This is a genomic window from Streptomyces sp. NPDC087215 (genome assembly GCF_044744885.1).
In the GTDB taxonomy this organism is placed as follows: Bacteria; Actinomycetota; Actinomycetes; order Streptomycetales; family Streptomycetaceae; genus Streptomyces.
Genome location: NZ_JBIUZD010000003.1, coordinates 489,001 through 508,422, shown reverse-complemented (window position 1 = coordinate 508,422; position 19,422 = coordinate 489,001). Strand labels below are relative to the sequence as shown.

Sequence of the window (19,422 nt, the reverse complement as noted above, 5' to 3'; positions counted from 1 at the left end):
AACCTCTCCGGTACCGGGCCGACTTGACCTGACCTGCGGGGACGGTACCAGCACCGGAAGCCCTGGCAGATCAGGCGATCATCGGACGGTACGGCCCGGGGACGGGCTCAGGGAGCGATCGGCGGCCACCGCTTGTACGCGGCCGTCCGGCCGGAGAGCGGCGCGGCCCGCCGGGGACGCGCCGCCGCACCGGAGGGCGGCACCACCGGCCTGCGGCACGGCGCCGCCAGGCCGGGGCGCGGCACCACCGGAGACACGGCACGGTGCCGCCGAACCTGGCGCGATGCCGCCAGGGACGCGACGCGGTGCCGCCAGGCCGTGGCGCGGTGCCGCCAGAGACTCGGCGTGGTGCCGCCGGGCCGTGCCGCCGGACCGGAGAGCGCCGTACCCCGACCGGGCCGCGACACCGCCCGACCGGGGGTACGGCACCGACCGCCCCGGGGTACGGCACCGACCGCCCCGGATGCGGCACCGACCGCCCCTGGTGCGGCACCGGCCATCCCGCGTGCGGCGCCGCCGGACAGCCGTGCCGTACCCGCTCTCAGGCGGCGCGGTCCGCCAGGACCTCCGCGAGGGTCCGCGCCGCCCGCTCCGCGTCCGCGAAACCGACGTACAGCGGGGTGAAGCCGAACCGCAGCACGTCCGGGCGGCGCAGGTCACCGACGACACCGCGCCGGATCAGCTCCGCCATGACGGCGGGCGCGTCCGGGCAGCCGAGCGCGATCTGACTGCCCCGCTCCCCGTGGCCCTCGGGCGTCACCGCGACGACCCGGCCCTCCGGCGCGTACGCCCGCACGCACTCCAGGAAGAAGTCCGTCAGGGCGAGGGACTTGGCCCGCACGTCCTCGACCTCGACCCCGTCCCAGACGTCGAGCGCCGACTCCAGGGCCAGCAGCGACAGGATGTCCGGCGTGCCCACCCGGCCCCGCACGGCACCGGCCGCGGCCTCGTACCCGGGGGTCATGGCGAACGGGTCGGCGTGCGAGTTCCAGCCGGGCAGCGGCGAGTCGAAGGCCGCTTGGTGGCGCTCGGCGACGTACAGGTAGGCGGGCGCGCCCGGCCCGCCGTTCAGATACTTGTACGTACAGCCGACCGCCAGATCGACCCCGTGGGCGTCCAGGCCGACCGGCAGGGCGCCCGCGCTGTGGCACAGGTCCCACACCGCGAGCGCGCCCGCCGCGTGCAGCGCCGCCGTGACGCCCGGCAGGTCGTGGAGCCGCCCGGAGCGGTAGTCGACGTGGTTGACGAGCGCGGCGGCGGTCCGGGCACCGGCCGCGTCGGCCATCGCGGCGGGCTCGACGGGCACGATCCGGTGCCCCGTCATCCGCGCGGCCGACTCCGCGATGTACCCGTCCGTGGGAAAGGTCGTCGCGTCCACGAGGATCTCGTCGCGTCCCGCACCGGCGAGCCGGGCGGCGGCCACGACCGCCTTGAAGACGTTCACGCTGGTCGAGTCGCCGACCACGATCTGTCCGGCGGCGGCGCCCACGATGGGCGCGATCCGGTCGCCGACCCGCTCCGGCGCGGTCCACCAGCCCGACTCGTCCCAGGAGCGGATGCGCAGCTCGCCCCACTCACGGGTGATGACGTCGGCCATCCGCTCCGGGACGTGGGCGGGCAGCGCGCCCAGCGAGTTGCCGTCCAGGTAGACGGTCCCCTCGTCGAGGGCGAACTTCTTCCGGTGCCCGGCGAGCCCGTCCGCAGCGTCGAGTTCCAGGGCCCGGCCCCGCAGCGCCTCAGACATGGCTGCGCGCCGTCCACAGTTCGGGGAACACGTTCTTCTGGGCCCGCTTCTCCAGCCAGGCCACACCCGCCGAACCGCCGGTGCCGGTCTTCGAGCCCATCGCGCGCCGGGTGGCGACCAGGTGGTCGTTGCGCCAGCGCCAGACCAGTTCGGCGACGTCGCTCAGGGCCTCGCCGAGCCCGATCAGCTCCGCGTTCCCCTCCGGGTCCGCGTAGATCCCGGCCCAGACCGCCTCGACCCCGGCGGAGGGCTCGTACCGCCGCGCGAGGTCACGGGAGAGCACCTCGGCCGGTACGGGCAGACCGCGCCGGGCGAGGAGGCCGAGGGCCTCGTCGTACAGGCTCGGCTCGTGCAGCGCCTTCTCCAGCTCGGCGTGGACGCGGGGCGCGCCCCGGTGCGGGACGAGCATGGACGCCGACTTCTCGCCGAGGAGGAACTCCATCCGCCGGTACATCGCGGACTGGAACCCGGAGCCCTCGCCGAGCGCGCCCCGGTAGGAGTTGAACTGGGCCGGGGTGAGCTGGGCGAGCGGCCGCCAGGAGTGGTTGAGGGCCTCCAGCTCGCGCACCGAGCGCTTGAGGGCGTCCCGCGCGTCGGGGACCCGGTCCTCGCGCAGGGCGCGGCCCGCGGTCTCCCACTCGTGGACGATCACCGTGAACCACAGCTCCATGACCTGGGTGGTGACCAGGAAGACCATCTCGCCGGGGTCGTCCGAGCGGAGGTGCTGGAGGTGGGTGAGGACGTCCGCCTGGACGTAGTCCTCGTACGGCGTGGTACCCGCGAAGTCGAGGTTCGGGTCGTCGGCGACCGAACCGGCTCCGGCATCGGGGAAGGTGGACATTTCTGTCTCCTCGATACGTATTACCGGGTAGCGGTCCGCTCCACCGTGCCCGCGCTCTCACGCTGCGGCACGGGAGCCCCGGTCCCCTCGGGACGGATGCTTCGTCGCACGGCGTCCCAAGCGCATCATGGCACGATCGGCCCCGTGATGTAGCTCCCGTCTTCGGCATACGGAAATGCGTTCGAGCGGCAGCCGTTCAGGCCCTTGATCTGCTGCATCATCGCGGGCGCGGGCCTGCCCGGACCCGGGCAGCCGAGGTGCTGCCGGATGCCTGTCTCGTGTCCGACCTCGTGGTTGATGATCAGGTGCCGGTACTCGGCGGGCTCCCCGGCGAAGGTCGGCGAGCCCAGCATCCAGCGCTTCAGGTTGACCACCACCCCGTCGGTGGTCTCGCAGTTCAGCTCGCCGCGGGTGTCCAGGCCCTGCTTGAGGCAGAGCGCGTCCGCGGTGTCCGGGGTGGCGATCCTGATGACGAAGTCGGCGTTCTCCGAGACCAGCTGGAACCGGCCCCTGCCGTGTGCGGCCCAGCCGCGCGGATGGGCCAGGATCCGCTGGATCTCGGCGGCGGTCTCCGCCGCCGGCAGTTCGACGCCCTCCTCGACCTGCACCCGGTAGCGGCGGAGCGTCCCGCCGTGGCCGACGGGCGCGCCGGACGCCCGCGCGGTGAGGAACCTGCCGGTGCCGGACTGCGGGACGGTCACCCGTTCGTGGTCGCTCTTCCGCTTCTTCGACGGCGTCGGTTCCGGCTCGGGTTCCGGCTTCGGTTTCGGCTTCGCCGTGGTGGGCCGGGGGGTGGGGGCCGGGGCGGGGGTCGCCGTGGTCGCCGTCGTCGCTCCCGGTGCGGGGGCGGCGATGTCCTTCGCCGGGCCGTCGTGGTGGACGAGGGCGGCGCCCGCGCCGAGCGCCACGGTGATCAGGGCCAGGGCCGGCAGGACGAGCCGACGCGCGGGACCGCGCCTGTTCCCGCCTCCGCGTCGGCTCCCCGTTCGCAGCCGTCGTCCTGCGGATACCGCGCGCTCGGCCACGACAGACTTCTCCCCTGCTCGGCCGGCAGTGGGGGAGAGGAAAAGGGTCTCGGTACCGGCTACTTCGGTCCTGCGGTCCCGGGGATCGTACCGGCCGTATCGAACGCGCCTCGAACAGGCCGGGGAAGGGTGTCCTGATTTCCCCCTGCCCTCCGGGACAGGGGGAAATCAGGTCAGGACGGGCGGGACGGAGCGTGCCGGGCGGGACGCGGACTCAGCCGAGCGTCTCCGCGGCGGTCTCCGAGGAGTCCCGCAGGAAGGTCGAGCAGCGCTCGTACTCGTCCTTCTCACCGATGTCCCCGGCGGCGCGGGCGAGGGCGTGCAGGGCGCGCAGGAAGCCGCGGTTCGGCTCGTGCTCCCACGGCACCGGGCCGTGGCCCTTCCAGCCGCTGCGGCGGAGCGCGTCGAGGCCGCGGTGGTAGCCGGTACGGGCGTAGGCGTACGACTCGACGACCGAGCCGCGCTCGTACGCGTCGTCCGCGAGCCGGGCCCAGGCGAGCGAGGACGTCGGGTACTTCGCGGCGACGTCCGCCGGGGCCGTACCGTTCGCGAGCAGCTCGCGCGGACCCGGGTCGTCGGGCAGGTGGGTGGGGGCCGGTCCCCCCAGAAGGTTCTCGTGGATGGCCATGGGCCCAGTCTGCCCCAGACGCCCACCCACCCGGACCCGGACCACCCTGGCGGGGCCCGCCGAGGAGCCCGCACAGGGCCGGGCAGGACCACGACGGCCGGATCCGGACCCCCACGGGGGCCCCGCCCGGCCCGCTCCAGGGCCCGCTCCAGGGCCGTTCTTCCCACCCGGGCGGCCACCCTCCCACCGGACACGGGCCCTTCCGGGCGGGGCGGGAGCGTCCACGGGCAATGTCCCGTCCGGCTCCAGGGCTCGCGGGGCGCTCAGGGCCCTCGGGCGGCTGCCGGAGGGCTTCAACCGGGGCCGGGGCCGGGGCAAGGGCCTCCGGCCCCAGCCCGGTGGCCAGGAACGGCCACAGGCGGACGCGGGGGCCTCCGCAGGGTCCCGGCGGATCCCCGGGGGGCTCCGCCCCCAGCCTGTGGGGCCCCAGGGCGCCCCACAGGCACTACAGGCACCAGGGCCCCACGGGTCTCAGGCGGCGGCGTCCCGTTCGCCCGGGTCGAGGGGTGGGGACGTCACCCCGCAGTGGACCTTGCAGTCGGGGTGGCAGTCCGCCCGTGGCGGGGTCCGCAGCGTCGTCCAGGCCAGCACCGCGCCCACCACCAGGATCCCCGCGCACATCGGCATCGCCCGCCGGAACGTCGACCCGAACTCCTCCGCCGAGCGGTACGCCTCCGGCCCCATCCCGGCCAGCAGCGGCAGCGCGGCCACCGCGAGCAGCCCCGCCGCCCGCGCCGCCGCGTTGTTGATGCCGCTCGCGAGCCCCGCCCTGGCCACGTCCACCGAGGCCAGGACGGTCGCGGTCAGCGGCGCCACCAGCGCCGTCATCCCGAGCCCGAGCACCAGCAGCGCGGGCAGCACGTCCCGTACGTACGAGGCGTGCTCACCGACCCGCAGCATCAGCAGCATCCCCGCCGCGCACAGCAGCGGCCCGACCGTGAGCGGGATGCGGGGGCCGATCCGCTCCCCCAGCTCCCCCGCCCGCGCGGAGAGCAGCAGCATCAGGACGGTCGTCGGCAGCAGGGCCGTACCGGCGCCGAGCGCCGAATAGCCCGAGACCACCTGGAGCTGGAGCGCGGCCAGGAAGAAGAACCCGCCGAACGCCGCGTACACGCACAGCGTCACCAGGTTCACCGCGGTGAACGTCCGGGACGCGAAGATCGACGGCGGCACCATCGCCGCCTCGCCGCGCCGCCGCTCCACCGCCACGAACCCGGCCCCGGCCAGCACCCCTGCGACCCCCGCCCACCAGGCGGCGCCGATCAGCGCGTACGTCACCAGGGCGAGCGCCACCGCGCCGAGGAACGCGCCGAGCACGTCGAACCGGCCGTGCGCGACCCTGTCCCGCGACTCCGGCACGTGCCGCAGCGCCACCGGGACGCACACGGCGGCGAGCGGCACGTTCAGCAGGAACACCCAGCGCCAACCCGGCCCGTCCACCAGCCAGCCGCCCACGAACGGCCCGATCGCCGCCCCCACACCGCCGAAACCGGACCACAGGCCGACCGCCCTGGCCCGGTCGTCCTCGTGGAAGCTCGCCTGGATCAGCGCGAGCGAGCCGGGGGTGAGCAGCGCGCCGCCGACGCCCTGGAGGGCGCGGGCGCCGATGAGGATCCCGGCGTTCGGGGCGAGCCCGCACAGCAGCGACGCCAGCGCGAACCACACCACGCCGATCACGAAGACCCGCCGCCGTCCGAAGCGGTCCCCGAGCGAGCCGCCGAGCAGGATCAGCCCGGCCAGGGTGAGCATGTAGGCGTTGACCGTCCACTGGAGGACGGCGAGGTCGGCGCCCAGGTCGTCACCGATGTGCGGCAGGGCCACGTTGACGACGGTGGAGTCGAGCAGAGCCATCCCGGAGCCGAGGACGGTGGTGAAGACGATCCACCGCCCCTTCGCCGAGGCCATCCGCACATCCCGCTCACCCATGGCTGCATGGTCCCGCGAAGCACCCGCGCCTGCCATCGGCACGACCCGATCGGACCGCCCGGCACTTCAGGACGAAGGGGCGGTCCCGGACGGCGCCGTCACTCGTCCCGGGCGCGTCCGGGCCGGTCAGTCCGTCCGCAGCCGGTTCGCCGCGCGGATCAGCGCCTCCGTGCCCCGCTCGGCCTTCTCGCGGGGGCAGCCCACGTTCAGCCGGACGAAGCCCGGTGTGCCGTAGACCCCGCCCGGCATGATCGCGACCTTCTCCACGGCCACCAGCTCCTCCTGGAGCCGGGCCTCCTCGACACCGAGCGGCCGCAGGTCGATCCAGGCCAGGTATCCGGCCTGCGGCGGCTCCCAGACCACCCCGGGAAGTCCCTCGGCCAGGCTCTTGCGGAGCCCGTCCATCGTGCCCGCCACATAGCCGCGCAGGGCGTCCAGCCAGGGTGCGCCGTGCCGGTAGGCGGCGATGTGCGCGGTCAGCGAGAGCACCGCGGGGGAGGCGAGGCCCTGTCCGGTCTCCATCCGCCGGACGAACTCCGTGCGCTCGTCGGGGTCGCCGAGAATCCCGTACGAGCCGGAGAGCGCGGGGAAGTTGAACGCCTTGGTGCCCGAGGTGAGCAGCGCCCAGCGGCGGCCCCTGCCGGGCTCGGCGATCCGGGCCCAGGGGACGTGCCGGTGGCCCTCGGTGGTCAGGTCCGCGTGGATCTCGTCGCTGACGACGGCGACGCCGTGCCGTTCGGCCAGCCGGGCGAAGCCGGTCAGTTCCTCCTCCGTCCACACCCGTCCGGTCGGGTTGTGCGGGGAGCAGAGCAGCAGCATCCGGCTGTCGGGGCGGGCCAGTTCGCGTTCCAGGGCCTCCTCGTCACCGAGCGGGACGCCCCGCAGTTCGCGTCCGAGCCCGGTGACCGCCTTGCGGAAGCCGTCGTACGTGGGGGTGTGGACGACGACTCCTTCACCGGGCCCGGTCCACATCTGGAGCAGCTGGGAGAGCTGGTTGAGCACGGACGGCGCGTACACCAGGGACCCGGTGTCGATCACGGTGTCGAAGCGGTCCGCGTACCAGTCGCGTATCGCCTCCCGGAACTCCCCGAGCCGCCAGTCCGTGTAGCCGAAGACCCCGTGGTCGACCCGCTCGCGCAGGGCGGCGAGCACCTCCGGCGGGGAGGCGAAGTCCATGTCGGAGATGGTGAAGGGGAGCAGGTCGGGGACGCCGAAGCGGTCCGCGATCCCGTCCCACTGGACCGACCAGGTGCCGCGCCGGTCCACTATGCGGTCGAAGTCGTACATACGGGCCCTCCCTGTCGACGCACGAAGGGCCCGGCACCTCGGGAGGTACCGGGCCCTTCGCTCAAGGCTCTTGCTTCATCACTTCATCTTGGTGCCGGTCGAGCGCAGCGCGCCGCACGCCTCGGTCACCCGAGCGGCCATGCCCGCCTCGGCCAGCTTGCCCCAGGTGCGCGGGTCGTAGGTCGACTTGACGCCGACCTCGCCGTCGACCTTCAGCACGCCGTCGTAGTTCTTGAACATGTGGTTGACCACCGGACGCGTGAAGGCGTACTGGGTGTCGGTGTCCAGGTTCATCTTCACGACGCCGTTCTCCAGCGCGGTGGCGATCTCCTCGGCCGTGGAGCCCGAGCCGCCGTGGAAGACGAAGTCGAACGGGGACGCCTTGCCGTACTTCTCGCCGACACCGGCCTGGAGGTCCTTGAGGAGCTCGGGGCGGAGCACGACGTTGCCCGGCTTGTAGACGCCGTGGACGTTGCCGAAGGAAGCGGCCAGCAGGTAGCGGCCCTTCTCGCCCAGGCCGAGGGCCTCGGCGGTGCGGAGCGCGTCGTCGACGGTGGTGTACAGCTCGTCGTTGATCTCGTGGCTGACGCCGTCCTCCTCGCCGCCGGTCGGGGTGATCTCGACCTCAAGGATGATCCGGGCGGCGGCGGCCTTCGCGAGCAGCTCCTGGCCGATGGCCAGGTTGTCCGCGAGGGTCTCGGCGGAGCCGTCCCACATGTGGGACTGGAACAGGGGGTTCTCGCCACGGGCGACGCGCGCGGCGGAGACCTCGATCAGCGGACGGACGTACGTGTCCAGCTTGTCCTTCGGGCAGTGGTCGGTGTGCAGCGCGACCGTGATGTCGTACTTCGCGGCGACGATGTGCGCGAACTCGGCCAGGGCTACGGCGCCCGTGACCATGTCCTTGCTGTACTGACCGCCCAGGAACTCGGCTCCACCGGTCGAGATCTGGATGATGCCGTCGCTCTCGGCCTCCGCGAAGCCGCGCAGAGCAGCGTGCAGGGTCTGGGACGAGGTCACGTTGATGGCCGGGTAGGCGAACTTGCCTGCCTTCGCCCGGTCGAGCATCTCGTTGTAGACCTCGGGGGTTGCGATGGGCATTCGTCCGCTCCTTGTGATGTGCGGGGTGTGTGCTACTGCTGTCCCTGACCTGGGGGCGACGTCATCGTCACCCCCATCTTTCCAGACTCTTGTACGAGGTCCCACGGGCACGGCACACCGAAGGGCGGGGTGTTTCACGTGAAACACCCCGCCCTTGGACAAAAATGCAGGTCAGGACCATTCTGCGCGGGGGCCCGGGACCTAAGTCACGAGTTCGCGGCGGTTAGCCCAGTCCGAGGTCGCCCAGCTGGTAACCCGTGAGGTACGTGAGGCCCGCACCCGAGATGGCCCCGGCGGCGCCCCGGTCCACGATCGTCGCCACCGCCACGACCTCGCCCCCGGCCTCACGGACCGCCTCGACGGCGGTCAGCGGCGAACCTCCTGTGGTCGAGGTGTCCTCGACCACCAGGCAGCGGCGTCCCTTGACGTCGGTCCCCTCGATCCGGCGCTGCATCCCGTGGGCCTTCTGCGCCTTGCGGACGACGAAGGCGTCGAGACGCTGTCCGCGCGCGGCGGAGGCGTGCAGCATCGAGGTGGCGACCGGGTCGGCGCCCAGGGTGAGACCGCCGACGCAGTCGAAGTCCAGACCGGCGGTGAGGTCGAGCATGACCTGACCCACCATCGGCGCGGCCTCGCCGTCCAGCGTGATCCGGCGCAGGTCGATGTAGTAGTCGGCTTCCAGACCCGAGGAGAGGGTCACCTTGCCGTGCACCACGGCCTTGTCCTTGATCTGCTGGAGCAGCTCAGCGCGTACGTCAGTCATGCCCCGAGCTTAGAGTGCGCCGCTCAGGGGCGGCGCCAGCGCCAGGTGCTGCCGACCTCCAGCGGGTCGATCGGGGTGACCAGGCGCGGGTGGGTGTTGAGGCCGTTCGGGGGGCCGGACTGCGGCTCGACGCAGACGGCCTCCTCGGGCTCGTCGTAGACGACGACCCAGGGGGCGCGGCTGGTGATCCTCAGTTCCAGTTCGTCCGGCCAGGTGAGGGTGGCGTCGACGCCGTCGGGCATCCCGAAGCAGTCGTCCCAGGGGCCGGGGCGGGGGTCGATCCGGCGCCCGGTGGGCAGGTGGTCCTCGCCGCGCTCCTCCTGCCAGGCGGGGGCGAAGTCCAGGCGCACGTCCTGGCCGCCCCGCCCGAGGTTGCGCAGGAACCAGGGGTGCCAGCCGGCCTGGGCCGGGAAGGAGTCGTCGTAGGTCTCGACCCCGAAGGTGAGGGTGAGGGAGTCCTCGGTCAGCTCGAAGATCTGGGTGACCCGGCCCCGGTACGGCCAGGGGTCGCCGAGTTCACAGGTGAGGACGGCTTCGTCCGCCGAGCTCCGTACGGTCTTCCAGGCCAGGTGGCGGACGGTGCCGTGGATGGCGTGCGGGGCCGCGTCGACCGGCAGCTGATGGACGGTCGCCCCGTTGCGGAAGCGTCCGTTCTCGGTCCGTCCGCACCAGGGCGCCATCGGGAAGCTGCCGAACCGCTCGCCCTGGCGCAGCACTTCGGTGCCGCCGATGCGCAGGCTCTCGATCCGGCCGCCGTGCCCGGGGTTGATGGTCAGCTCGGCGTCGCCCGCCGTCAGTCGCGTCTGCATACTCACGCGACGACCCTAATCGTGCCGCGCGCCGGACGGGGCCACTCGCCGGGGGCACTCGCCGGAGGCGCCGTTCAGCGGCGTCGGCGCAGGGCCCGGCCGACGACGACGGCGGAGGCCAGGGCGAGGACGGCGGCGGGTGCGATCCAGCGCAGGGTGGCCCCGGCGCTGTTCGCCTCCGGCGCGGGCACGGGGGCGTACCGGCCGCGGGGCGGGGCGTGGTCGACCTCCTCGGCGCTCCGTCCGATCATCGTGCGGCGGGCGTGGGCGGCCTCGGCGGCGGGCTGCGGGGCGGGGAACTCCAGGGGCGCCCCGTCGAAGTCCTCGCCGAGGAGGGGGTCGAGGGAGGAGGGCGGGACGGACACGTCGAAGACGGAGCCCTGCCCGGACTCCTCGGCGCCGTCGTCGACGATGTCGGCCTCGCCGCCGTCCCGGCCGAAGCCCTCGTCGTCGGCGGCGTCGCGGTCGGCGCCCTCGTGGTCAGTGCCGTCCTGGCCGGTGCCGCCACGACCGGTGCCGTCGGCCTCGGCTCCCTTACGACCAGCGGCGTCACGACCGGCGCCCTCGTGGTCGACGCCCTCGCGGCCGGTGGCGTCGTGGCCGTGGCCCTCGTGGTCGGCGCGCTCGTCGGCACCGGCGGGCCCGCCGTCGCCGTGGGCCGTGCCCTCACGGGGAACGCCCTCGCCCCCGGCGGACGGACGACCGGCAGCCGCCGCCCCGGTGCCGGGACCGCCCGCGTCTCCGGCCTCCGGGCGGGCTCCCGGTTCCTCCGCCGCCGCGACGGTCTCCGCCGCCAGGTCCGTGACCGCTTCCACGAACCGGTCGAGCAGCCGGGTGCCCGCCGTGGACCGGGTCTCCGCCGCCGCGTCGGCGAGGCGCCCGGTCGCCGTCAGCGCCCCGGTGAAGCTCAGCCCGGTGCCCTCGGCCGCCGGGGTGAGGACGACGGTGAGCGAGAGTTCCGCGGAGCCCTTGCCCCGGACCTCGGTGCCCTGGCCCTCGTAGGTGATGGCGCCGTCGCGCTCGACGATCCGCAGGGCGCCCCGGTAGGTGATGGTGTTGCCGCCGACCCGCACCTTGAGGCGGCCCGTGAGGGGGCCCGCCTCCGCGTCGGCGTCCCGCTGGAGACCGGGGACGCAGCGCACCACCCGGTCCGGGTCGGTGAGCGTCGCGCGCAGGACCTCGGCCGGGACCGGAACGAACACCTCATGCTCCATGGAAGCCGAGCCTACTCAGGCGGGGGCGCGGCGTCGCCTGTTCGTCCGTCCGGGACGGTGCCGGGACCCGTACGGGTGGTCCGCCGGGCCTCAGCCGCCGTACCGGGGGTGGATCAGGGTCGAGGGCGGCAGCGGGGCGCCCCGGGCCCGTTCGGCGCGGCGCGCGGCGGCGGCCAGACCGCCGGGGCCGAGCGAGCGCAGCCGGGGCGCGTCGAGGGCGAGCCCGAGCGGGGGCGGTGGGGCGCCGGGGGCCGCGGGCACGGCGAGCAGGAAGCCCCAGTCGTCGGGCCCCCGGCCGGTGCCGCTGACCCGCTCGGCGCGGTCGGGGCCCGCCGCGAAGCCGGGGGTGCGGCCGGAGGCGCTGTAGGGGCGGGTGGCGAAGCCCGCGGCGCGCAGGGTGGCCTCGACGGTCCAGTAGGTGCGGGGCCGGTCGGTGGCGGACCCGGCGTGCACGACGAAGCGCCCGGACGGGGTGAGCAGTTGGGACACCAGGCCGTAGAACTCCTCCGAGTACAGCTTGGTGCTGGGGGTGATGCCGGGGTCCGGGAGGTCGGAGACCACCACGTCGTACCGCTCCCGCACCCGGCCCACGGAGGACCGGAGCCAGTGGAAGGCGTCCGCGTAGACCACCCGGACGCGCGGGTCGCGGAACGCCCGCGCGTTGAGCGCGGCCAGCGCCGGGTCCGTCCGGGCCAGCCGGACGACCCCCGGGTCGAGCTCGACGACGGTGACGGCCCGGACGTCGGGGTAGCGCAGGACCTCCCGGGCGGCCATGCCGTCGCCGCCGCCGACGATCAGCACACGGGTGTGCGGGCCGTTCATCGCGGGGTGGACGAGGGCCTCGTGGTAGCGGTACTCGTCCTGTCCCGCGACCCGCAGACGGCCGTCGAGGAAGAGGTCGGGCGGGCCGTCGACCCCGCCGGTCACCACCACCTCCTGGAGGTCGGTGTGGACGGCGACCCGCACCTGCTCGCCGTAGACGGCCCGGCGGGCGGCCTGCTCGAAGTCGTCGACGAGGACGGTCGCGGTGGCGAGGACGGCGAGGACCGACACGTTCACGACGACGAGGAGGGCCCGGGAGCGGTTGGTCAGGTCCCGGCGGAAGACCCAGAGGACGAGACCGCCGCCCGCGACCGCGTTGACCGCGCCGGTGACGAGGGCGCCGGTGAGCTGCCCGAGCCAGGGCAGCAGCAGGAAGGGGAAGGCGAGGCCGCCGACCAGCGCGCCGACGTAGTCGGCGGCGAAGAGGTCGGCGACCGTCCCCGCGGCGTCGTCCCGCTCGCCCACGGAGGCCTTGCGGCCGGTGCGGCCCGCCCGCCCGGTGCGGCCCGCCCGCGCCGCGCGGCCGGTCCGCCGGGTGCGGCCCGCCCGGCCCGGCCGCTCCTCGGGGTGTCCGGCCCGCTGTATCAGGGACATCAGCAGCGGGATCTCGGCGCCGATGAGCACCCCGATGGTCAGCGAGAACGCGACCAGCACGTACCGCGATTCGCCGAGCCAGGCGAAGGCCGCGTACAGCACCATCGCGGAACTGCCGCCGACGAGCGCGAGCGCGGCCTCGACCAGGCCGAAGCCGACGGCGGCGCAGCAGCGCAGCCGCTTGGCGAGCAGTGAGCCCACGCCCATGGCGAAGACCATCACGGAGAGCACCACGGACGCCTGGGTGACCGAGTCGCCGATCAAGTAGGAGGCGAGCGCGACCAGTTCCAGCTCGTAGACCAGACCGCAGGCGGCGCAGACGAAGACGACCGCGAGGACCGGGAACCGCACCGCTCCGCGCGGCGGCTCCGGCCGCCGCGCGGGCGCCCGCCGCACCTCCTCGGGTGGCATGGTCACGGTCGGCTCGATCATGACCGTAACGCTACGTCACGACCCGGGCGCCCCTTGTCACCCACACGAGTGCACCTGGGGCTCCCGGAGGGCGTATCAGAGCATGGCGGGCATACGTGCGCCGATCCGGGTCCTGGTCACCACCAACTGCCCTTCCTGCGGGTAGGCGTGCCAGGTCCGCCAGCGGACCTGTCCCTCGTGACGCTGCGCCAGCATCGCCGTGAAGGCGTGCGGGGAGCCGGGGAAGGTCCCCGCGAGTCCGTGGGGATGGTCGGCGACGAGGGCGAGCAACTCCTGGGCGCGGCCCGCGAAGGAGCCGTGCGAGAGGGTCTCCACCCGTGCGGCGAATTCGTATTCCCATTCGCCGACGCGCTTGGAGACGCCGAGCGGCAGCGGGGTGCTGCTGCCCGGCATACAGGCGACGGTCTCCGAGCAGTCGCGCCCGTCCTCCTCCAGGAGGACCTGGTGGGAGGCGCCGAGCAGTCTCAACTGGAGCTTGGCACCGGTGAGTTCGAGGTCGAGCGTGGCGAGGGCGGGCAGCGGCTCGCGCCCGAGGGCCCAGGCCAGGTCGGCCGCGCGGGTGTCGGTGTAGGAGGTCTTCAGGGTGGTGAGCATGGGTCGGCTCCGCAAACACGGTTTGACGGGTGGGCCGGGGGCGCCCCGGTGAGGGATTCAACGGGAGTGGGGAATCGCCGGCTCGGGTCCACACACGGTCCGAGGGCTGTCTCTGTCAGGAGCGAGAGAACCACGGACGTCGGGCGACTCGCAGCGTTTTTACCCAACTTGCCGTGTTTTCCAACCCCTTCGGGGACCCCACAGTTCAATTGTTCACTCCGGGCGGACCGGTGGACCGGCCCGGGAGCCCTCCCCCGTCCCGCCGTTCAGCTGCTGCCGCAGCCTCCCCCGCCGCAGCTGGAACCGCTGGAGCCGCACGAGCTCCCGCCCCCGCCGCACGAACTCGAACCGCCGCAGGAGCTGCCGCCCCCCGAGCCCCCGCCGCCGCCGTCGGCCCAGTGGGAGCGGCCCGACCGCCCGCCGCGCCGCTTCGACAGCCGCAGGGCGTTCTTGCGCCGCCGCCGCTCGCGGGCGGTGGAGACGAGCCCGACGAGGACCAGGGCCCCCAGCACGAAGACGATGAAGATTTCCATCGGTACTACCCCCGTTCGTTCTTCCGTGCGAGGGGGATGCCCCGTACGGCCCGGCGTCAAAGCCGACTTGAGCGAGTCCAGAGCTTCGGCCGCGCGAGGAGCCGGAGCGCGGCTCCGGACGACCTCCCGGAGGCCGCCCCGGACCCCCGGAGCCGTCACTCCCGAGCCACCGCCGGAACCCCCGGAGCCGGGGGTCCCGGGGCCGTCCCTGGGCCACCCCTGAGCCGCGGCCGACCGTCGCCGGGCCCGTCGGCGTCCGGCCGTCCCGGGGCCGCCGTCCCGCCGCCGTCCGGGCGTCACCGGACCACCGCCCGGCCACCGTCGCCCGGCCACCGCCGCCCGGCCGCGGCCGGGCGCACTTGAGCGATCCCGGAGCCTGGCCCCAGGATGTCCGTCATGACACGACCGCTGCTCAACCGCCGCCTCGCCGAGTTCGGGACGACGATCTTCGCCGAGATGTCCGCGCTCGCCGTCAGGACCGGGTCGATCAATCTCGGCCAGGGCTTCCCCGACACCGACGGCCCGGAGGAGATCCGGGAGGCCGCGGTCCGCGCGCTGCGGGACGGCCGGGGCAACCAGTACCCGCCCGGCCCCGGCGTCCCCGAGCTGCGCGCGGCCGTCGCCGACCACCAGCGGGACCGGTACGGCCTCGCGTACGACCCGGACACCGAGGTGCTCGTCACGGCGGGCGCCACCGAGGCCATCGCGGCGGCGCTCCTCGCCCTGGTCGAGCCGGGCGACGAGGTGATCGCCCTGGAGCCGTACTACGACTCGTACGCCGCCTGCATCGCCATGGCGGGCGGGACCAGGGTCCCGGTGACCCTCCGCCCCCACGAGGGCGCCTACGTCCTCGACCTCGACGAACTGCGGGCCGCCGTCACCGACCGGACCCGGCTGATCCTCCTCAACACCCCGCACAATCCGACCGGCACCGTCCTCAGCCGGGCCGAACTGACCGCCGTCGCCGAACTCGCGGTGGAGCGGGACCTGCTCGTCGTCGCCGACGAGGTCTACGAGCACCTGGTCTTCGAGGGCGCCGAGCACGTCCCGATCGCCACCCTGCCGGGGATGCGGGAGCGGACCCTCACCATCGGCTCGGCGGGCAAGACGTTCTCGTTCACCGGGTGGAAGGTCGGCTGGGCCACCGGCAGCCGGGAGCTCGTGACCGCCGTGCGCTCCGCCAAGCAGTTCCTGACCTACGTCTCCTCCGGCCCCTTCCAGTACGCGATCGCCGAGGCCCTGCGGCTGCCGGCCGCCTACTTCGACGGGCTCCGCGCGGACCTCGCCGCCAAGCGGGACCTGCTGAGCGAGGGCCTGGCAGCGGCCGGTTTCGAGGTCTACCGCCCGGCGGGCACCTACTTCGTCACCACCGACGTCCGCCCGCTCGGCACCGACGACGGCTTCGCCTTCTGCCGGGCGCTGCCCGAGCGCGCCGGGGTCGTCGCCATCCCCAACGCCGTCTTCTACGACGACCGGGAGGCGGGCGCCCCCTTCGTCCGCTTCGCCTTCTGCAAGAAGACCGAGGTCCTGGAGGAGGCCGTCTCACGGCTCAAGCGGCTCTCGGGCTGAGCGGCGCGGGCCGGGCGCCCAGGCCCGGACGGGCGCGCCCCCGCGCCCCCGCGCCCCCGCAAGACGAAAGCCCGGTCGGAGTCGCGTCCTGGTGGGCGCGGTTCCGGCCGGGCTCGGCGTCCGCCCGGGGGCGGACGGCGTCCTCGTGCCCGCACGGACGGCGGGCACGAGGGCGAGGGGGATCAGGCCTCGTCGTCGGAGGACTTGTCCTCCGGGGTCTCCAGACCGAACTGCTCGACGACCCACTTGTCGAACTCGATGGAGGCGCGGACCCAGCTGACCGTGGAGGACACGAAGTGCTCCAGGGCGACGCCGGTGCCGATCAGCATCTGCGCCTCACCGATCAGGCGGAGGGTGGCGGAGCCGTCCTCCTCCTCGTGCAGGTGGGTGTAGACCTTCGGCCACAGGGTGCGGCGGTTCCAGTCGTCGATCGCGTCGAGGATCCTGGCGCGGTCGTCGGCCGAGTGGGGACGGTCGTAGAACGTCCGCACCGAGAAGACCTGCTGCTCGTCCTCACCGCGGAACATGAAGTACGTGCGGAATTCCTCCCACGGCGCCGCGAGGTCACCCTCGTCGTCGATGACGTACTTCAGCTCCATCTGCTCGAGGAGCTGCTTGACGAGGTCCTGGTCGGGGACGACGGGGCCCGCCGGTCCTGCGGCCTGAGGCTGGGGCTGGCCCCCGAAATTCGGAATCGAGGACGGGTCGATGCTCACCGTGTATTTCCCTTCGTACGGATGCTCGCCATCCTCCCCCATGCCGGGCGGTCCGTGGCAAGCCCCACCCCCCGCGATCCGCTGCGGGCTGACAAGAAGCCGACGTGGAACCGGTCGCCCGCGTCCGCGCGACCGGTTCGCGCCCCCGTCACCGGGCCGGTCCCGCTACCGCGCCGGACCCACGACCAGGTCGTCCCCTGAGCGGTCCACCCGGACCGTGTCGCCGTCCCGCACCTCGCCCGCGAGGATCTCCCGGGCGAGCCGGTCGCCGATCGCCGTCTGGATGAGGCGGCGCAGCGGCCGGGCTCCGTACGCCGGGTCGTTGCCCTCGTCGGCGAGCCACTCCAGGGCCTCCGGGGTGACCTCCAGGGTGAGGTGCCGGTCGGCGAGCCGCTTGGCGAGCCGGTCGATCTGGAGCCGGGCGATCCGGCCCAGCTCGGCCCGGTCGAGCGCGGAGAAGACCACCAGGTCGTCGAGCCGGTTGAGGAACTCGGGCTTGAAGCTCGCCCGGACGACGTCCAGGACCTGCTGCTTCTTGACGTCCTCCGGGGTGGCCCGGTCCACCAGGAACTGGCTGCCCAGGTTCGAGGTGAGGATCAGGATCGTGTTGCGGAAGTCGACCGTACGGCCCTGGCCGTCGGTGAGGCGGCCGTCGTCGAGGACCTGGAGCAGGACGTCGAAGACCTCCGGGTGCGCCTTCTCCACCTCGTCGAGCAGGACGACGCTGTACGGGCGGCGGCGGACCGCCTCCGTGAGCTGGCCGCCCTCCTCGTAGCCGACGTAGCCGGGGGGCGCGCCGACCAGCCGGGCGACGCTGTGCTTCTCGCCGTACTCCGACATGTCGACGCGGACCATGGCCCGCTCGTCGTCGAAGAGGAAGTCGGCGAGCGCCTTCGCCAGCTCGGTCTTGCCGACGCCGGTGGGGCCGAGGAAGAGGAACGAGCCGGTCGGCCGGTCGGGGTCGGCGATGCCCGCGCGGGTCCTGCGCACGGCGTCGGAGACGGCCCGGACGGCCTCGGACTGGCCGATCAGCCGCCTGCCCAGCTCATCCTCCATCCGGAGCAGCTTCTGCGTCTCGCCCTCCAGGAGGCGCCCGGCGGGGATGCCGGTCCAGGCGCCGACGACGTCCGCGATGTCGTCGGGGCCGACCTCCTCCTTGACCATGGTGTCCTTGGCCGATTCCTGACGTGCCTCGGCCTCGGTGGCCTCCTCCAGCTCCCGCTCCAGGGTCGGGATCTCGCCGTAGAGGAGCTGGGAGGCGGTGTCGAAGTCGCCGTCGCGCTGGGCGCGTTCGGCGCGGCCCCGGAGCTCGTCGAGGCGTTCCTTCAGCTCGCCGACCCGGTTGAGGGACTGCTTCTCCTTCTCCCAGCGGGCGGTGAGGCCGCGCAGTTCCTCCTCGCGGTCGGCGAGGTCGCGCCGGAGCTTGTCCAGGCGCTGCTTGCTCGCCGCGTCGGTCTCGTTCTTGAGGGCCAGTTCCTCCATGCGGAGGCGGTCCACGGAACGCTGGAGCTCGTCGATCTCGACCGGGGACGAGTCGATCTCCATACGGAGCCGGGAGGCGGCCTCGTCGACGAGGTCGATGGCCTTGTCGGGGAGGAAGCGGGAGGTGATGTACCGGTCGGACAGGGTCGCGGCGGCCACCAGGGCGGAGTCGTTGATCTGCACCTTGTGGTGGGCCTCGTACCGGCCCTTGAGTCCGCGCAGGATGGCGACGGTGTCCTCGACGGTCGGCTCGGCGACGAGGACCTGCTGGAAGCGGCGCTCCAGGGCGGGGTCCTTCTCGATCCGCTCGCGGTACTCGTCGAGGGTGGTCGCGCCGACCATGCGCAGCTCGCCCCGGGCCAGCATGGGCTTGAGCATGTTGCCCGCGTCCATGGCGGAGTCGCCGCCCGCGCCCGCGCCGACGACCGTGTGCAGTTCGTCGATGAAGGTGATGATCTGGCCGTCGCTGGCCTTGATCTCGGAGAGGACGGTCTTGAGGCGTTCCTCGAACTCGCCCCGGTACTTCGCTCCGGCGACCATCGCGCCGAGGTCGAGCGAGACCAGCCGCTTGTTCCTCAGCGACTCGGGCACGTCGCCCTTCACGATCCGCTGGGCGAGGCCCTCGACGACGGCGGTCTTGCCGACGCCGGGCTCACCGATCAGGACCGGATTGTTCTTGGTGCGGCGGGACAGCACCTGGACGACGCGCCGGATCTCGTGGTCGCGGCCGATGACCGGGTCGAGCTTGCCCTCGCGCGCGGCGGCCGTGAAGTCCGTGCCGAACTTCTCCAGCGCCTTGTACTGCCCCTCCGGGTCGGGTGTGGTCACCCGGCGTCCTCCCCTGCTCTTCTCGAACGCGTCGAGCAGCTTCGATGCGCTCGCGCCCTGGCCGTCGAGGATCTCACCGGCACGGCCGCCCTTGGCGGCGACCCCGACGAGGAGGTGCTCGGTGGACAGGTAGTCGTCGCCGAGTTCCTTCGCCCGCCGGTCGGCGTCGGCGAGGACCGCGAGGAAGTCGCGGCTGGGCTGCGGGGGCGCCACCGTGGAGCCGGTGACGCTCGGCAGGGCGGCGATGAGCCGCTCGGCGCCGGAGCGGACGGCCGCCTGGTCGGCGTCGACCGCCGCGAGCAGGTCGGTGACGTTCTCGTTGTCCTGACCCGTCAGCAGCGCGAGCAGCAGGTGGGCGGGGGTCAGGTCGGCGTGCCCCTCGGACACGGCGCGGCTGCTGGCCGCGTTGATCGCGTCCCGGCTCCGGTTGGTCAGTTCGGCGTCCACGTGCGGTGCTCCTCCTGGGTGTGCGGTGGTCCTCTCCCTTTATGACTCTTCCAGAGTACACAAAGTT

The 19,422-nt window shown here is 73.5% G+C and carries 16 protein-coding genes; 1 reads left to right on the top strand and 15 read right to left on the bottom strand.

Annotation, left to right across the window (positions count from 1 at the left end):
* Nucleotides 1-541: 541 nt before the first annotated feature.
* The 13 genes from kynU to ACIO92_RS11740 form a co-directional block, all read right to left on the bottom strand.
* A complete protein-coding gene (gene kynU / locus ACIO92_RS11800) occupies nucleotides 542-1,744 on the bottom strand; it encodes a kynureninase (RefSeq protein ID WP_402054670.1) in 1,203 nt (400 codons plus the stop codon).
* Nucleotides 1,737-2,585 carry a tryptophan 2,3-dioxygenase family protein gene (locus ACIO92_RS11795; RefSeq protein ID WP_351785650.1) on the bottom strand — a complete coding sequence of 283 codons (849 nt, stop codon included), beginning with the start codon at nucleotides 2,583-2,585 and terminating at the stop codon, nucleotides 1,737-1,739. The genes kynU and ACIO92_RS11795 overlap by 8 nt, the downstream gene beginning before the upstream one ends.
* Before the next feature lie 125 nt (nucleotides 2,586-2,710).
* Nucleotides 2,711-3,610: a DUF3152 domain-containing protein gene (locus ACIO92_RS11790; RefSeq protein ID WP_402279979.1), complete on the bottom strand. Its 900-nt coding sequence runs from the start codon at nucleotides 3,608-3,610 to the stop codon at nucleotides 2,711-2,713.
* 214 nt (nucleotides 3,611-3,824) lie between these two features.
* The gene (locus ACIO92_RS11785) at nucleotides 3,825-4,238 is read right to left on the bottom strand and encodes a DUF3151 domain-containing protein (RefSeq protein ID WP_366441955.1); all 414 of its coding nucleotides are present in this window, start codon (nucleotides 4,236-4,238) and stop codon (nucleotides 3,825-3,827) included.
* Between the two features lie 471 nt (nucleotides 4,239-4,709).
* A complete protein-coding gene (locus ACIO92_RS11780) occupies nucleotides 4,710-6,164 on the bottom strand; it encodes an MFS transporter (protein ID WP_366441954.1) in 1,455 nt (484 codons plus the stop codon).
* Between the two features lie 126 nt (nucleotides 6,165-6,290).
* Nucleotides 6,291-7,451, bottom strand: coding sequence for a MalY/PatB family protein (locus ACIO92_RS11775; RefSeq protein WP_366441953.1), 1,161 nt, complete (start codon nucleotides 7,449-7,451; stop codon nucleotides 6,291-6,293).
* Nucleotides 7,452-7,529: 78 nt separating this feature from the next.
* Nucleotides 7,530-8,552 carry a class II fructose-bisphosphate aldolase gene (fbaA, locus tag ACIO92_RS11770; protein WP_366441952.1) on the bottom strand — a complete coding sequence of 341 codons (1,023 nt, stop codon included), beginning with the start codon at nucleotides 8,550-8,552 and terminating at the stop codon, nucleotides 7,530-7,532.
* Nucleotides 8,553-8,775: 223 nt separating this feature from the next.
* On the bottom strand, nucleotides 8,776-9,315 hold the full coding sequence (gene pyrE / locus ACIO92_RS11765; RefSeq protein WP_366441951.1) for an orotate phosphoribosyltransferase: 540 nt from the start codon (nucleotides 9,313-9,315) through the stop codon (nucleotides 8,776-8,778).
* Between the two features lie 23 nt (nucleotides 9,316-9,338).
* A complete protein-coding gene (locus tag ACIO92_RS11760) occupies nucleotides 9,339-10,124 on the bottom strand; it encodes an aldose 1-epimerase (protein WP_366442129.1) in 786 nt (261 codons plus the stop codon).
* Nucleotides 10,125-10,198: 74 nt separating this feature from the next.
* Entirely contained in the window at nucleotides 10,199-11,338 is a 1,140-nt protein-coding gene (locus ACIO92_RS11755) for an SRPBCC family protein (protein WP_402279982.1), read from the bottom strand.
* Between the two features lie 90 nt (nucleotides 11,339-11,428).
* Nucleotides 11,429-13,165 carry a spermidine synthase gene (locus ACIO92_RS11750; protein ID WP_402280349.1) on the bottom strand — a complete coding sequence of 579 codons (1,737 nt, stop codon included), beginning with the start codon at nucleotides 13,163-13,165 and terminating at the stop codon, nucleotides 11,429-11,431.
* A gap of 96 nt (nucleotides 13,166-13,261) precedes the next feature.
* Nucleotides 13,262-13,780 carry a DUF2617 family protein gene (locus ACIO92_RS11745; protein ID WP_366441948.1) on the bottom strand — a complete coding sequence of 173 codons (519 nt, stop codon included), beginning with the start codon at nucleotides 13,778-13,780 and terminating at the stop codon, nucleotides 13,262-13,264.
* A gap of 266 nt (nucleotides 13,781-14,046) precedes the next feature.
* The gene (locus ACIO92_RS11740; RefSeq protein WP_366441947.1) at nucleotides 14,047-14,313 is read right to left on the bottom strand and encodes a hypothetical protein; all 267 of its coding nucleotides are present in this window, start codon (nucleotides 14,311-14,313) and stop codon (nucleotides 14,047-14,049) included.
* 387 nt (nucleotides 14,314-14,700) lie between these two features.
* On the opposite strand from ACIO92_RS11740, the gene ACIO92_RS11735 reads away from it, so the two are divergent.
* A complete protein-coding gene (locus tag ACIO92_RS11735; protein ID WP_402054681.1) occupies nucleotides 14,701-15,882 on the top strand; it encodes a pyridoxal phosphate-dependent aminotransferase in 1,182 nt (393 codons plus the stop codon).
* Nucleotides 15,883-16,064: 182 nt separating this feature from the next.
* Here the strand turns inward: ACIO92_RS11735 and ACIO92_RS11730 are convergent, their stop codons facing one another.
* On the bottom strand, nucleotides 16,065-16,598 hold the full coding sequence (locus ACIO92_RS11730; RefSeq protein ID WP_366441945.1) for a YbjN domain-containing protein: 534 nt from the start codon (nucleotides 16,596-16,598) through the stop codon (nucleotides 16,065-16,067).
* Nucleotides 16,599-16,763: 165 nt separating this feature from the next.
* A complete protein-coding gene (clpB, locus tag ACIO92_RS11725; RefSeq protein ID WP_366441944.1) occupies nucleotides 16,764-19,355 on the bottom strand; it encodes an ATP-dependent chaperone ClpB in 2,592 nt (863 codons plus the stop codon).
* Between the last annotated feature and the right edge of the window lie 67 nt (nucleotides 19,356-19,422).

What these genes read in the sequence shown, in the direction of transcription:
- ACIO92_RS11775 (WP_366441953.1), bottom strand. Translation starts at nt 7,451, where the DNA reads ATGTACGACTTCGACCGCATAGTGGACCGGCGCGGCACCTGGTCGGTC.
- ACIO92_RS11780 (WP_366441954.1), bottom strand. Translation starts at nt 6,164, where the DNA reads ATGGGTGAGCGGGATGTGCGGATGGCCTCGGCGAAGGGGCGGTGGATC.
- pyrE (WP_366441951.1), bottom strand. Translation starts at nt 9,315, where the DNA reads ATGACTGACGTACGCGCTGAGCTGCTCCAGCAGATCAAGGACAAGGCC.
- ACIO92_RS11740 (WP_366441947.1), bottom strand. Translation starts at nt 14,313, where the DNA reads ATGGAAATCTTCATCGTCTTCGTGCTGGGGGCCCTGGTCCTCGTCGGG.
- ACIO92_RS11745 (WP_366441948.1), bottom strand. Translation starts at nt 13,780, where the DNA reads ATGCTCACCACCCTGAAGACCTCCTACACCGACACCCGCGCGGCCGAC.
- fbaA (WP_366441952.1), bottom strand. Translation starts at nt 8,552, where the DNA reads ATGCCCATCGCAACCCCCGAGGTCTACAACGAGATGCTCGACCGGGCG.
- ACIO92_RS11760 (WP_366442129.1), bottom strand. Translation starts at nt 10,124, where the DNA reads ATGCAGACGCGACTGACGGCGGGCGACGCCGAGCTGACCATCAACCCC.
- kynU (WP_402054670.1), bottom strand. Translation starts at nt 1,744, where the DNA reads ATGTCTGAGGCGCTGCGGGGCCGGGCCCTGGAACTCGACGCTGCGGAC.
- ACIO92_RS11755 (WP_402279982.1), bottom strand. Translation starts at nt 11,338, where the DNA reads ATGGAGCATGAGGTGTTCGTTCCGGTCCCGGCCGAGGTCCTGCGCGCG.
- ACIO92_RS11795 (WP_351785650.1), bottom strand. Translation starts at nt 2,585, where the DNA reads ATGTCCACCTTCCCCGATGCCGGAGCCGGTTCGGTCGCCGACGACCCG.
- ACIO92_RS11750 (WP_402280349.1), bottom strand. Translation starts at nt 13,165, where the DNA reads ATGCCACCCGAGGAGGTGCGGCGGGCGCCCGCGCGGCGGCCGGAGCCG.
- ACIO92_RS11785 (WP_366441955.1), bottom strand. Translation starts at nt 4,238, where the DNA reads ATGGCCATCCACGAGAACCTTCTGGGGGGACCGGCCCCCACCCACCTG.
- ACIO92_RS11735 (WP_402054681.1), top strand. Translation starts at nt 14,701, where the DNA reads ATGTCCGTCATGACACGACCGCTGCTCAACCGCCGCCTCGCCGAGTTC.